This window comes from Yersinia ruckeri ATCC 29473, assembly GCF_000754815.1.
In the GTDB taxonomy this organism is placed as follows: domain Bacteria; phylum Pseudomonadota; class Gammaproteobacteria; order Enterobacterales; family Enterobacteriaceae; genus Yersinia; species Yersinia ruckeri.
In genome coordinates, this window is record NZ_KN150747.1 from 3,401,004 (window position 1) to 3,415,551 (window position 14,548).

Below are 14,548 nucleotides of genomic sequence, written 5' to 3' on the forward strand. Positions count from 1 at the left end.
ACGTGGAATATATTCATATTATTGTCGTTGCCCTGCTAACCGGCATGACTGCCCTGCTTTCCCACCGCTCGGTGGCGGTCTTCCATGATGGCCTTCGCCCTATTTTGCCGCAACTGGTCGAAGGCAATATGAGCCGCAGAGAAGCGGGTAGTATTGCCTTCGGCCTGAGCGTTGGTTTTATTGCATCAGTCGGGATTTCCTTTACTCTTTCCACTGGGTTACTTAACTCTTGGTTACTGTTCCTGCCGACCGATATCATCGGCGTGTTAGCGATTAACAGCTATCTGGCTTTTGCTCTGGGTGCCGCCTGGGGCATTCTGGCGCTAACCTCTTTACCGGCGGTGAATACCGCCCTGACCTCGCTGCCAGTTAACTTTATCGGTTCGCTCGGTGAATTAAGCAGCCCGGTCATTTCGGCTTTCGCCCTGTTCCCACTGGTCGCGATTTTCTATCAGTTTGGCTGGAAAACGGCGGTAATCTCAGCGGTTATCGTCTTGATGACCCGTTTACTGATCACTCGCTTCACCGGTCTATTTCCTGAATCCATTGAAATTTTTGTCGGTATGATATTGTTGATCGGCATTGCCATTGTTCAGGATCTGCGTGCCAAAACCCATCTTGGCGGTGGTGGCGGGCATTCTGTGTTTGAAGAACGAACCCAGAGAATCATCAGGAACTTGCCGCTATTGGCCATTGTTGGCGGGCTAATTTCCGCTGTCGCCAGCATGAAATTGTTTGCCGGTAGTGAAGTCTCTATTTATACGCTGGCAAAAGCCTATGCTCCGGGTATTACGCCAGAAGAATCACTTTCACTGATTCATCAGGCCTCGCTGGCCGAGTTTATGCGAGGGTTGGGTTTTGTGCCTTTGATTGCGACGACCGCATTGGCTACCGGCGTGTATGCCGTTGCCGGTTTTACTTTTGTGTTTGTGGTTGGCTATCTGATTCCCAATCCGCTGGTGGCCGCACTGGTCGGGGCAATGGTTATTTCTGTGGAAGTGTTGTTATTGCGTAGTATCGGTAAATGGCTAGGGCGTTTCCCATCAGTGCGTAATGCGTCGGACAACATCCGTAACGCGATGAACTTGTTGATGGAATATGCATTATTAATCGGTGCTATTTTCGCCTCGATCAAAATGGCGGGTTACACCGGTTTTACTATTACCACCGCGCTGTATTTCCTCAACGAAGCTATTGGTCGACCAGTAATGAAAATTGCCGCACCGGTGGTCGCTGTCATTCTAGCAGGCATTGTACTTAACCTATTCTATTGGCTTGGGTTATTTGTACCAGCCGGATAACCAAACCCTATTAGCGACACAATCAGGATAAGAAAAAGCCCGTTTCATCTTTTGACGAACGGGCTTTTTAGTCGGCAACCGCAATCGCGTCACCGCGAGGATCAGATCGCTTCTTCGTCCTGCTCACCGGTACGAATACGCACCACACGCGCAACATCAAAGACAAAAATCTTACCGTCACCGATCTTGCCGGTTTGAGCCGTTTGCATAATGGCTTCAACACAGGTATCTACGATATCGTCAGCAACCACGATTTCGATTTTAACCTTAGGTAAAAAATCCACCATATATTCAGCACCGCGATACAATTCGGTATGACCTTTCTGGCGACCAAAACCTTTCACTTCGGTCACTGTCATACCAGTGATACCCACTTCAGCCAAGGCTTCGCGGACGTCATCCAGTTTGAACGGCTTAATAATCGCGTCAATTTTCTTCATGGTGAATTCCTGTGTTACCAATTTTTACGGCCAAAGCCGGAGGTGATCGGATAGCGTCGATCCTTACCAAAACTGCGAGCAGTAATGCGTGGCCCAACAGCTGACTGACGCCGTTTATATTCGTTAATGTCTACCAGACGAATGACCTTGCGCACTATGGATTCGTCGAAGCCATTGGCGACTAAATCAGCCACCGACTCATCGTGTTCAACGTAGCCTTCCAGAATGGCATCCAGAATATCGTAAGGTGGCAAACTGTCTTGATCCAACTGATCGGGGGCTAGCTCAGCAGACGGCGGGCGATCGATAACCCGTTGAGGAATCACGTAAGAAACCGTGTTACGGTATTCACACAACTGGAATACCAGTGTTTTTGGCACATCTTTCAATACATCAAAACCGCCTGCCATATCACCGTACAACGTGGCATAGCCTACGGCCATTTCGCTTTTATTCCCGGTGGTCAGAACAATACTGCGGCGTTTATTCGACAACGCCATCAACACGACACCACGACAGCGAGCCTGTAGATTCTCTTCGGTCGTATCTTTCTCAGTACCGGCGAACATCGGTGCCAATTGCCCCATAAAGGCGTCAAACATCGGTTCGATAGACAAAAGGTCAAATTCGATACCGAGGATCTCCGCTTCTTCCTTCGCATCAGCAATACTGATGTCGGCGGTATAGCGAAATGGCATCATTAAAGCCTGAACTTTTTCTTTACCCAGTGCATCGACAGCAATCGCCAGAGTCAGCGCCGAATCAATCCCTCCGGAAAGGCCGAGCACCGCGCCTTTGAAACCATTTTTGGTCACGTAATCGCGAACCGCCAGCACCAGAGCTTCGTACACTTCCGCCAGAGGCGACAAATCAGCCGCAGGAGCCGCCATCGGCTCCACGACCAAATCCTGCAACTGGCAAAGGGTTGTCTGTTCAGCAAATGCCGCCAAACGGTGGGTCATATTACCTTTTGAATCAAATACTTTTGAACAACCGTCAAAAATCAGCTCATCTTGACCACCAACCTGATTCAGGTAAACCAGCGGCATCTGAGTACGCTGACAGTGGCTTGCCATCAGAGTCTTACGAATATAAGGTTTTTCACGGTTATACGGCGAAGCATTAATGGACAGTAAAAGCTCGGCACCTGCAGCTTTGGCGGCATCCACTGGCTCGCTAAACCACAGGTCTTCACAAATCAGTAATCCTAAACGATAACCTTTCAACTCGACGACGCAGCTTTTATCACCAGGCGTGAAATAGCGTTTTTCATCAAACACACCGTAATTTGGCAACTGCTGTTTGAAATAACGACCCAACAATTTTCCAGCGGAAAATAATGACAGGGCATTATAGAGCTTGTCACCCTCACGCCACGGGTGGCCAACCAGCACCGCTACTGTCTGTGAGGCTGCGCGTAGGCGCTCCAACTGAGCTTCACAGCGCAGGTAGAAATCACTGCGATACAGTAAGTCTTCCGGTGGATAGCCAGACAGCGATAACTCGGAAAACATAACAAGATCAGCCCCCGCCTTCTGCTGCTCATGTAAGGTTTGCAACATACGTTCGGTGTTGCCTTCAATATCGCCAACCAGCAAATTCAGCTGGGCTAACGCAATGGAAAGTGATCTGCTCATATTGGTTTCAATTCTGCCATGCCACAACAAAGACCGAAGTGTAAATCATTCCTGGTCATTTGTTTAGAACCCGACGAACAGCCTTTTTCTCTCGGGTTCAAAGGAAAGAAAGCACTACTCTTTAAAATCGTTAGCGTCCAATTCGTGGCGCGATAACAACTTGTAGAACTCAGTGCGATTACGACCGGCCATACGTGCCGCCTGCGTCACATTACCCTTGGTGATTTGTAACAGCTTACGCAAATAATTCAGTTCAAACTGATTACGCGCCTCAACAAATGTCGGTAATGCGGTGTTTTCACCTTCCAGAGCCTGCTCAACCAACGCCTCGCTAATGACCGGAGCCGAAGTCAGGGCGACACATTGCTCAATCACATTCACCAATTGTCGAACGTTACCCGGCCAACTGGCGGTCATCAAACGCTTCATTGCATCGGTCGAAAAACTGCGAACAAAAGGCTTATGTCGTTTAGCCGACTCGCGTAACAGGTGGTTGGCTAGCAATGGGATATCTTCCGCACGCTCATTCAACGCTGGAATTTTTAGATTTACTACATTTAAGCGGTAGTAAAGGTCTTCACGAAATTCATTTTTGGCCATCGCTTTCGGCAAATCTCTGTGGGTTGCCGAAATAATACGCACATTAATATCCAAATCCCGATTGCTACCCAGCGGCCGAACTTTACGTTCCTGCAATACCCGTAGCAGTTTTACCTGCAATGATAGCGGCATATCACCGATTTCATCGAGGAACAGAGTGCCACCTTCTGCCGCCTGAAATAGCCCTTCCCGACTGCTCACCGCACCGGTAAATGCCCCTTTGGCATGCCCAAAAAGCTCGGATTCCAGTAGCTGTTCCGGTAGTGCTCCGCAGTTAATGGCGATGAAGGCTTTCTTGCCGCGGGGACTGGCTCCGTGAATAGCCTGAGCCAAAACTTCTTTACCCGTACCACTTTGGCCGTTGATTAGCACGCTGACATCAGATTGGGCGACCATTTTGGCCTGCTCCAATAAACGTAGCATTAGTGGGCTACGCGTGACAATAGCGGCCCGCCAGCTATCATCTCCAGCGGGAATGGACAGCTCAAGAGCCGCATCAATGGCTTTGTACAACGCATCGCGATCCACCGGTTTAGTCAGGAAACTAAACACGCCCTGTTGGGTGGCGGCAACCGCATCGGGAATAGAACCGTGGGCGGTGAGAATAATCACCGGCATGCCCGGTTGATACTTCTGGATTTCGACAAACAGCGCCATGCCATCCATTTCATCCATGCGTAGGTCACTGATGACCAGATCGATTTTCTCACGCATCAGCAAGCGCAAAGCTTCCTGCCCGCTTTCTGCCGTAGTGACATGAAAACCTTCGCTCGTCAAACGCATTCCCAGCAGTTTAAGCAGGCTGGGATCATCATCAACCAGCAGTAGATTGGCCGGTTTGCGTGCTGTCATTGGGCTTAGACTCCTTATTGGAAACAGGTGGCGCAGTTTGCGGCGAGGCGGCTGGCACCGCTTGGGTTTCTACCGGCTTGGCCTCCGGCAGTTTTGCCGGTGCTGTCGGTGTCACACTTTGCTCGGGAACCGGTGCTGCTGGTTTCTCTTCGGCCTTTTTTTCCGGAGCTGGCTTGGTTTGCATGCTACTTTCCGCTGATTTGGCCGCCGCAGAGGCTGCTTTGTTATCGGCGTCAGGAATCTCATTTTGCATTTGCTTGCGCGAAGATAGTTGGCGCTCGATATCAGTCAGGTTTTCCAATTTACGCGTCGTATCCTGCAAGTGGTATTGCAGGCGTACCTGGTTTTCCCGCAGGCGGTCAATCTGGCTATCTGACTCGTCTTGTAACCGTTGATAACGAGAACGCTCTTCAGCCAGTGAAATACGTAATACCTGCTGCTCGCGCCACAATTGAATCAATGGTCGTAACGAACCGGGGAAAGTCTGGCTATAACTGTTAAGACGTTCAACAATCTGGCGACGCTCTGCCATTGACGGATCGGCACTGCCAATCAGAATACCTTGCTTAAATGCGGTCGACCAGGACAGTGTCTGCACTGATTTAGCTAACCCGCGCGCCTGCGCAGAGCTGAGACGTTCGGCGCAATCCATCGCTCTTAGCCAATACAGCGAGTTTTCCAGCACCTCTTTTTCTGCGATATCCCACAAGGTGTCACACTGGGCCGTGCGATAATCCACAATTTTACTTTCTGGTATAACAAGCTGTACTGCCTGAGAAAAACGCCCATTAGCGGTATGATCAATACATCCGGTCAGTAGCAGTGGGGCAAGAAATAGCGCCCCCCAAAAAGTACCTTGGAAACGAGATGGTGATGCCTTGGTTTGTACGTCAGTATCGACGCACAAAGATTCGGTCTTTTTGAAAAAACAACTAACAGACCACTTATACATTATTTATTCATTCTCGGCGGTTAATGGCAATTCAATGCGGAAGCAGACGGCGGCATCTGCAAGTTTGACCAAATGCAGTTCACCCTGCATACGTCTGATGCAATCCTGGGCAATACTCAGCCCCAGTCCACTTCCCTTAACAGCCCCTTTTCGCTGATGACTTCCTTGGAAAAAAGGCTCAAATATCATGGTTTCTTCTGCGATAGGGATCGGCGTCCCAGTATTTGCAACATCAATCTGTACCCGATTATCAACCTGACGACTGCGGATCCAAATGGTACCGGATTCCTCGCCATAGTGCACCGCATTGGAGTAGAGATTATCAAGTACTCGCATTAATAGTGTTGGTTCAGCCCAGCACATGTCGGCCTGTAGATCGACTTCGGTACGAATCTGCTTCGCCCTGGCGGGCAAACTGTGGGCGGAAATGACACCATCGATCATTTCAACCAACTCAACATTTTCATGTTCGCCGGAACCATCAGCCAGTTTACGGTTGTAATCCAGCAGTTGCTCGATCAGTTGTTGCAAGTGACGGCTGCTATTATCCAGTATTGCCACCACTTCTTTTTGATCCTGCGTCAAGGGTCCAGCCACTTCATCAGCCAACAGTTCCGTACCTTCTCTCATGCTGGCTAACGGGGTTTTCAGTTCGTGGGAAATATGACGTAAGAATTCGTGTCGCTGAGATTCCAGCCAAGCCAAGCGTTCACTCAACCAAATGATTCTTTGTGCCAGTGAGCGTAATTCCCGTGGCCCTTTGAATAAAGCGGTATTACCCAGCCCGCGCCCTTCTCCCAGCCGATTAATCATACGCTCGATCCCTTTTACCGGACCGATAATCATACGGGTAAAAAGCACGACCAAAAGCACACTGACCAAAAACAGCAACAGCGTCTGCCACCCAAAGAATTGGCCGCGCTCGGCAATATCTTGCTGCAATTGCTGCCCCCGGGAGAAAATCACATCGCGGGTCGCCTGCACCATTTCAGCATTCGAGCGGGAAAACCCTTCCAGAAGCGATGATGACTGCCCATTTGGGCCACTATTTTGGCATTGGATCTCGGCCAATTGGTTCAGAAAACCACGTAAAGTTTGGTAATAGCGGGCGTCGGGCAAAATGCCAGCGTGGCTATCCAGCATCTGGGCATATTGTTTGCGTTGATACTGATACAGCTTAGCCAGCGACGGGTCACCCAGCACGCAATATTGGCGGTAGCTCCGCTCCATTTCCAACGCGACGCTGGTCATGGCCTCACTACGACGCGCATCGACCAGCGTGGTTCGGTTAATGTCTGCGGCCTGTGAACTCAGGTGATCCAGACTCTGGTAGGCCTGATAAGCCAACACCAACAGAGGGAGTAACACCAACAGAAACGCCATCAGTACTAACTGACGTAACGAACGAGGAAATAAACGCCATCTTTTCAACGAAATCATCTCACTACCTATTATTCTGTTTGATGCTAACCGAGTCGCAAAAAATTACAAAGCCTAGCGCTAGAGAAGTCCCGCAATATCTCGTAAAAACCGGCAGTTGTAACCGATTTTTGAATAAAAAAAAGCACTTGCCAGTAGCGAAGTGCTTTATTTTGATAAGAGATTTATTTCTGAAATGATTAGATTCATCAGTGTGTTCAACTTGTGTGAAAAAAGTAAAACAGGATAAATATTAAAGTGATATTAGTCTTTGACGAGAGCGTACAAGAGCGAGTGCGTTTTACATAATAGGGGTAATCAAACGATTACCCCTATCAGCAATAATATGTGGATGCCCTGAAAATCGCCTCCAGTTTGATGAAGCCGAGGCTATCATCGGGGGATGAGACGAATAGCATCCAGATATGTCCAAGATTGATGAACCATTCATCACAGTAGGACATAGGCGGTGCCTCACTCAACGTGTCGTCCGATGCTTGATAAAGCGCTTGCGCAGCAATTATCGGTTTCGGTGGACGATAGGCACCATTCTTAGGCATCATTCGATGGTTTATGAAGTGCATATTCCGCTTAAACGCGGGACTATCATAAAAAGGTGAATGAGCAACTGAATAAGATAATGCAGTTGCCGTGCCAACTTTAAAAAATAAAACACAACACACTAATAAATAACAAAAATAAATATTTAAAACGGAAAATAAATCATCCTAAAGAAAAAGGTTAGGGTGATTTACCGCCACTCTGTCGCTAATTTACGACAGTCTGAATGATTAAAAATAAAATCCATATTAATCAATTAATTAAATGTCTCCAATTAGAGACACAAATTAGATACGTTGTCTCAACTTACCGACAAAAAATATCAAATCATTATAATTCAATCAGTTAAAAACAAGCCTCTAGTGCAAATTCATCAGTCATCCTTACCAATCTGATTTTTGATATTTCATAGCTACATCAAATGAGTAAATATCGTGATCTGACCTCTGAGTCACTTTCTGCTTGGTTGTCAGAACAACAGAGATACCGGATGCACCATGCCGGCAGAATCTGTTTCGGTGCCATAAGTTTGAGGGCAAGAATATGAAAATAAACTGTCTCATCATCTCCTGCGCCATATTGATAACGTCATCAGGTATGACAAAAAATCACCTGGCTCCGCCGCTTTCTCCCGCTTACTTGCTGAATCAATGTACCCTTCCTTTCTTCTGTCATGAACAAGACCGCCCCGCTGCACCACTGTTTATTCCGCCGCTCTTGGCATCTAACAACGGAAAACTGGAAATTCAACGTCAGAATCCCGCCTGGATCAATAAAAACCTGTCCGACCTTTACTCTGTTCAGGGCATAAAAAGCGAATATTTTCTAGTCAACGGACGCGGTCAGATTAAGGTGGAAATCACCACGCTCGCTCCTTTGCTGATAACGGCTTACTTGTTTGATATTAACGGCAAAGAACAGGCGCAGACCGAGGAGTGGGTGAATAATCAGTCAAAAGAATTGATGCTGGCGTTAGAGAATCTCAGTCATGGTCGTTATCGATTAGTCATTAAGGCATTGGATGCCGATGGTCGCAGTGCAATTAAAGTTCATCATATTTCCCTGATTAACCGATCGATGACTACGCCAAGCTAGAAAATATTATGATTTAAGATAATCCAAAATAAGGGGGCATCAGCCCCCTCTATCGGTTAACCCAATTGTTTACGCGCATTACGGAACAGTCGCATCCAAGGGCTGTCTTCGCCCCACTCTTCTGGATGCCAGGAATGACTAACGGTCCGGAAAACGCGCTCAGGGTGAGGCATCATCACCGTTGCGCGCCCACTGGTGCTGGTAACGGCAGTAATGCCGTGAACAGAACCGTTAGGGTTAGCCGGATATTGATCCGTCACTTCTCCACGATTGTTGACAAAACGCAGTGCCACCAGATTCTGCTGTTCCAGCGCCGCAAGGTGCTGCTGATCGCGAACTTCGACCCGCCCTTCACCGTGAGAAACCGCAATCGGCATCTGCGAGCCAACCATATCCTGCATAAACAACGATGGGCTATTGGCCACCTCAACCAAGCTGAAACGTGCTTCAAAGCGATCGGACAGGTTACGCACGAAGCGCGGCCAATGTTCGGCTCCCGGAATCAGTTCCCGCAGATTGGACATCATCTGACAGCCATTACACACGCCCAGCGCCAACGTGTCTGGCCGCAGGAAGAACTCGGCAAACTCATCACGCACACGATCATTGAACAGAATGGATTTCGCCCAACCTTCACCGGCACCCAACACATCACCGTAAGAAAAACCGCCGCAAGCCACCAGCGTTTGGAACTGTTGCAAATCGGTGCGTCCAGCCAGCAAATCGCTCATATGCACGTCGACCGCATCAAAACCAGCACGATGGAAAGCCGCCGCCATTTCAACGTGGGAGTTAACACCCTGCTCACGCAATACCGCCACTTTTGGTCGCGCCTGCTTGAGAATATAAGGCGCAGCAATATCCATCTGCGGATCAAAGGTCAGTTTTACCTTCAGGCCAGGATCCTGCTCATCTTGCTTAGCCTGATGTTCCTGATCGGCGCAATCTGGGTTATCACGCAGGCGCTGCATTTGCCAGGTCGTTTCTGCCCACCACAAGCGCAGCGTGCTGCGTTTTTCGCTGTAGACCTTTTCGCTACCACGACGGATAACAAAATCATCCCCAGCCGTCGCCTGCCCCAGATAATGCACACAACCGGCCAGCCCCTGCTCGGCAAATAATTGCTCTACGGCAGCGCGCTGTTCTGCACGAATCTGAATGACCGCACCCAGTTCTTCGTTAAACAAGGCAGCCAGTGCATCATCACCCAACGCGCGGATATCGATATCCGCACCACAGTGACCGGCAAAGGCCATTTCTGCCAACGTGACCAACAGGCCACCGTCGGAACGGTCATGGTAAGCCAGCAAGGTCTGAGTGGCGACCAGTGACTGCATGGCGTTAAAGAAGCCAGCCAATTGCTGTACATTACGCACATCGGCAGGTTTATCACCCAATTGACGGTAAACCTGCGCCAATGCCGTGGCACCTAGCGCATTGTGACCTGCGCCCAGATCGATCAGTAACAGCGCCGTGTCGCCTTTATCAGTACGCAATTGCGGTGTGACCGTATGGCGCACATCTTCAACACGAGCAAAGGCGGTAATCACCAACGACAGTGGCGAGGTGATTTCACGCTGCTCGCCGTCTTGCTGCCAGCGGGTTTTCATCGACATGGAATCTTTGCCCACCGGGATAGTGATCCCCAGTGCCGGACAAAGTTCTTCACCGACGGCTCGCACCGCGTCATACAGACCGGCATCTTCGCCGGGATGACCGGCAGCAGACATCCAGTTAGCTGACAGTTTGATTCGTTTCATTTCGCCGATTTGCGTCGCGGCAATATTGGTTAACGCTTCCCCCACCGCCAAACGGGCTGAGGCGGCAAAATCCAGTAAGGCGACCGGCGCACGCTCGCCAATCGACATCGCTTCACCGTAGTAGCTATCAAGGCTGGCACTGGTTACCGCACAGTCAGCAACCGGAATCTGCCACGGCCCAACCATCTGATCGCGGGTCACCATACCGCTGACACTGCGGTCACCAATGGTAATCAAGAAGGTTTTTTCTGCCACCGCAGGCAAGTGCATCACTCGCTTAACGGCATCAGCAATGCTGATTTCACTGCGATCCCAATCTTCACCCTGCGCCTGTTGGCGCGTCACATCGCGCAGCATTTTCGGGGTTTTACCCAGTAATACATCCAACGGCATATCAATAGGCTGGTTGTCAAAATGGCGGTCGTTCAGCGTCAAATGCAACTCTTCCGTTGCCTCACCGATCACCGCGTAAGGTGCGCGTTCACGGCGACAAATTTCGTCAAACTGTGCCATTTGCGCTGGCGCTACCGCCATCACATAGCGTTCTTGCGATTCGTTACACCAAACTTCCAGCGGGCTCATACCCGGTTCATCGTTCAGAATGTCTCGTAGTTCGAAACGCCCACCGCGCCCACCGTCACTCACCAACTCCGGCATGGCATTGGAAAGGCCACCGGCACCCACGTCATGAATAAACAAAATGGGGTTTTGTTCACCCAACTGCCAGCAACGGTCGATCACTTCCTGGCAACGGCGCTCCATTTCTGGATTATCGCGCTGCACAGAAGCAAAATCCAAATCTGCATCAGACTGGCCCGATGCCATCGAAGAGGCTGCGCCGCCGCCCAGACCGATATTCATCGATGGCCCGCCCAACACCACCAACTTGGCACCGACGGTAATCTCGCCTTTCTGCACATGGTCAGCACGGATATTTCCGATCCCTCCCGCCAGCATAATCGGCTTATGATAACCGCGCAGTTCACTACCGTTGTGGCTATTAACCCGCTCTTCATAGGTACGGAAGTACCCCAGCAGAGCCGGACGCCCAAATTCATTGTTAAATGCGGCCCCCCCCAACGGACCTTCGGTCATAATATCTAGCGCAGTCACAATGCGTTCTGGCTTACCGAAATCCTCTTCCCAGGGTTGTTCAAAGCCAGGAATACGCAGGTTGGAAACGGAAAAACCGACCAATCCGGCTTTCGGTTTCGCACCGCGTCCAGTCGCACCTTCATCGCGGATTTCACCGCCAGACCCCGTTGCGGCACCCGGCCACGGCGAAATAGCCGTTGGGTGGTTATGGGTTTCGACTTTCATCAGGATATGTGCCGCTTCCTGATGGTAGTCATAAACACCGCTCTCCGGTGCAGGGAAGAAGCGCCCTACCTGTGAACCTTCCATTACGGCTGCATTGTCTTTATAAGCTGACAGCACGTAATCCGGCGTTTGCTCAAAGGTATTTTTGATCATTTTGAACAGCGTCTTAGGCTGGACTACGCCATCAATCACCCAATCGGCGTTAAATATTTTATGGCGACAATGTTCGGAGTTAGCCTGCGCAAACATATAAAGCTCGATATCCGTTGGGTTGCGCCCCAAACCGGTAAAGGCCGTCAGCAGGTAATCGATCTCATCTTCAGCCAGCGCCAAACCCAAGCGGGTGTTGGCCTGCTCCAGCGCGACACGACCTTCTCCCAGAATATCCACCCGTTGAACCGGGGCTGGCTGGTGATGGGCAAACAGTTGCGCCGCCTGCTGCAAATCGGTAAATACCGTTTCCATCATGCGGTCATGCAGTAAAATGCCCAGTTGCTGCCACTGAGCCTCCGTCAGTTCAGCCGCATCAATATAGAAGGCTAAACCACGCTCCAGACGTAGTACCTGAGAAAGGCCACAATTGTGTGCAATATCAGTCGCCTTGGAAGACCAAGGGGAAATCGTACCTGGCCGTGGTGTTACCAGCAGTAAGCGCCCTTGAGGAGCATGTTCAGGGAGAGAAGGGCCATATTTGAGCAGTCGTTGGAGTTTGGCGTGTTCATCAGCGCCAAGAGGCGCGCTAACATCGGCAAAATGGGTATATTCGGCGTAGATATCACTCACCGGCAGATGAGCATCCTGACAACGGGACAGCAGTTTGTTAATACGAAAAGCCGACAAAGCGGGCGAACCACGCAGTATTTCCATAATCAAAGTTTCTCTCGTCTTCGAAGCAGCTGGTACAGCACTTCATTGGGCGCAACAGGGGAAAACGCGCGCCATTATAGTGAATCTAAGTCGCCGACGAAACCGTTTGCGTGACTATTATTGATAATAGCCTGCCAAGTCGTCGAATTATCATAAAGTGTCAATAAAGTTGCACACTGGCGTTTTGTTGCGCAAAATGCCTCCGCACTGGGGACTTAACCCTATTAAGTTCGCCGTTACATTCCACATAAAAATAGCGCTGCCGAGAGATAACTATTTGACGCGCCTTAAATTAAATTATTTTTTTATCGGTGTTGTTACCTTGCTTCTGGCTCTTGCGCTATGGCCGAATATTCCCTGGCGCAATGGTCAAGAGGGGCAACTCGAGCAAATCAAAGCCCGCGGAGAGCTGCGTATCAGTACGATGAACTCACCGTTGGTTTTCACTACCGGTGAAAATGGTCCTTCCGGCCTGGATTATGAACTGGCTAAACGCTTTGCCGACTACTTGGGTGTTAAGTTGGTGGTCAAAACACGTCATAATATTGACGACTTATTCGATGATTTGGATAACAACGATGCCGACCTGCTAGCTGCGGGCCTCATTTATAATACTGAACGCCTGAATCGGACGCGAACGGGTCCGGCCTACTATTCAGTCTCTCAGCAATTGGTCTATCGATTGGGTACCACTCGACCAAAAACCTTTAACGATCTACGCGGACAGCTCACCGTAGCCTCGGGGTCAGCACACATGACAACCCTGAAACAGTTAAAGCTGAGCAAATATCCCAATCTAAGTTGGGAATCGTCCACCGACCGTTCCGGCAAAGAACTACTGGAACAAGTGGCCGATGGCAAGCTGGATTACACCTTGGGTGATTCTATTACCATTGCGCTAATGCAACGGATTTATCCGCAGTTAGCGGTAGCTTTTGACGTGACCGATGAAGAACCGGTCACTTGGTATTTTAAACGTAGTGCTGACGATAGCTTGTATGCCGCCATGCTGGATTTCTATAGCCAGATGATTGAAGACGGCAGCCTAGCGCGTCTGGAAGAGAAATATCTCGGCCATGTCGGCAGTTTTGACTACGTGGATACCAAGACCTTCCTGAAAGCGATAGATACGGTATTACCGACCTTCCAGCCGTTGTTTGAAAAACATGCGGACGAAATTGACTGGAAGCTGCTGGCCGCTATTGCCTATCAGGAATCACACTGGAACCCAGAAGCCACCTCACCGACTGGCGTCCGAGGCCTTATGATGCTAACCCGTGCAACAGCCGATGGGCTAGGAGTCAAAGATCGCTTGGATCCAGAGGAAAGTATCCGTGGCGGTGCGGTCTATTTGCAGCGGCTGATGAAGAAAATCCCAGACACGGTGCCAGAAGACGAACGAATCTGGTTTGCATTGGCAGCGTATAATATGGGTTATGGTCACATGCTGGATGCCCGTAAGCTGACCAAAAACCAGAACGGTAATCCTGACAGTTGGGTTGACGTGAAAATGCGTCTGCCAATGCTTAGCCAAAAACGTTATTACCCCAGTACCACTTACGGTTACGCTCGCGGTCACGAAGCCTATAACTATGTGGAGAACATCCGCCGTTATCAGGTCAGTATTGTCGGATATTTACAGGATAAAGAGAAAAAAGCCGCACAACATGCGGCGATTGAATCTGAATTAGGTAAAGCCTATCCCGTGGTTGGTCCCGGCTGGTCGATTGAGAAATAATCCAGT

Annotated in this window: 9 protein-coding genes; 3 read left to right on the forward strand and 6 right to left on the reverse strand. The window is 49.8% G+C overall.

Annotated elements, in window-relative coordinates; genetic code table 11:
- Positions 1-2: 2 nt before the first annotated feature.
- A complete protein-coding gene (locus DJ39_RS15295) occupies positions 3-1,301 on the forward strand; it encodes a YhfT family protein (protein ID WP_004718063.1) in 1,299 nt (432 codons plus the stop codon).
- A 101-nt stretch (positions 1,302-1,402) separates the two neighbouring features.
- Here DJ39_RS15295 and glnB read toward each other — a convergent pair whose 3' ends face one another.
- The 5 genes from glnB to DJ39_RS15320 all read right to left on the reverse strand — a co-directional run bounded on the left by glnB (position 1,403) and on the right by DJ39_RS15320 (position 7,222).
- On the reverse strand, positions 1,403-1,741 hold the full coding sequence (glnB, locus tag DJ39_RS15300; protein ID WP_004718065.1) for a nitrogen regulatory protein P-II: 339 nt from the start codon (positions 1,739-1,741) through the stop codon (positions 1,403-1,405).
- A 14-nt stretch (positions 1,742-1,755) separates the two neighbouring features.
- Complete coding sequence (locus DJ39_RS15305) at positions 1,756-3,378, reverse strand: NAD+ synthase (protein ID WP_038251533.1); 1,623 nt, start codon at positions 3,376-3,378, stop codon at positions 1,756-1,758.
- 114 nt (positions 3,379-3,492) lie between these two features.
- Positions 3,493-4,830, reverse strand: coding sequence for a two-component system response regulator GlrR (glrR, locus tag DJ39_RS15310; protein WP_038241344.1), 1,338 nt, complete (start codon positions 4,828-4,830; stop codon positions 3,493-3,495).
- Complete coding sequence (gene qseG / locus DJ39_RS15315; protein WP_038241342.1) at positions 4,793-5,782, reverse strand: two-component system QseEF-associated lipoprotein QseG; 990 nt, start codon at positions 5,780-5,782, stop codon at positions 4,793-4,795. The genes glrR and qseG overlap by 38 nt, the downstream gene beginning before the upstream one ends.
- Before the next feature lie 3 nt (positions 5,783-5,785).
- Entirely contained in the window at positions 5,786-7,222 is a 1,437-nt protein-coding gene (locus tag DJ39_RS15320) for a sensor histidine kinase (RefSeq protein ID WP_004718069.1), read from the reverse strand.
- A 1,137-nt stretch (positions 7,223-8,359) separates the two neighbouring features.
- Here DJ39_RS15320 and DJ39_RS15330 point away from each other — a divergent pair.
- On the forward strand, positions 8,360-8,857 hold the full coding sequence (locus DJ39_RS15330; RefSeq protein WP_004718071.1) for a hypothetical protein: 498 nt from the start codon (positions 8,360-8,362) through the stop codon (positions 8,855-8,857).
- Positions 8,858-8,913: 56 nt separating this feature from the next.
- Here the strand turns inward: DJ39_RS15330 and purL are convergent, their stop codons facing one another.
- Complete coding sequence (gene purL / locus DJ39_RS15335; protein ID WP_004718073.1) at positions 8,914-12,804, reverse strand: phosphoribosylformylglycinamidine synthase; 3,891 nt, start codon at positions 12,802-12,804, stop codon at positions 8,914-8,916.
- A 277-nt stretch (positions 12,805-13,081) separates the two neighbouring features.
- Between purL and mltF the strand changes: the two genes are divergently transcribed.
- A complete protein-coding gene (gene mltF, locus DJ39_RS15340) occupies positions 13,082-14,542 on the forward strand; it encodes a membrane-bound lytic murein transglycosylase MltF (RefSeq protein ID WP_038251537.1) in 1,461 nt (486 codons plus the stop codon).
- The last annotated feature ends 6 nt before the right edge of the window (positions 14,543-14,548 follow it).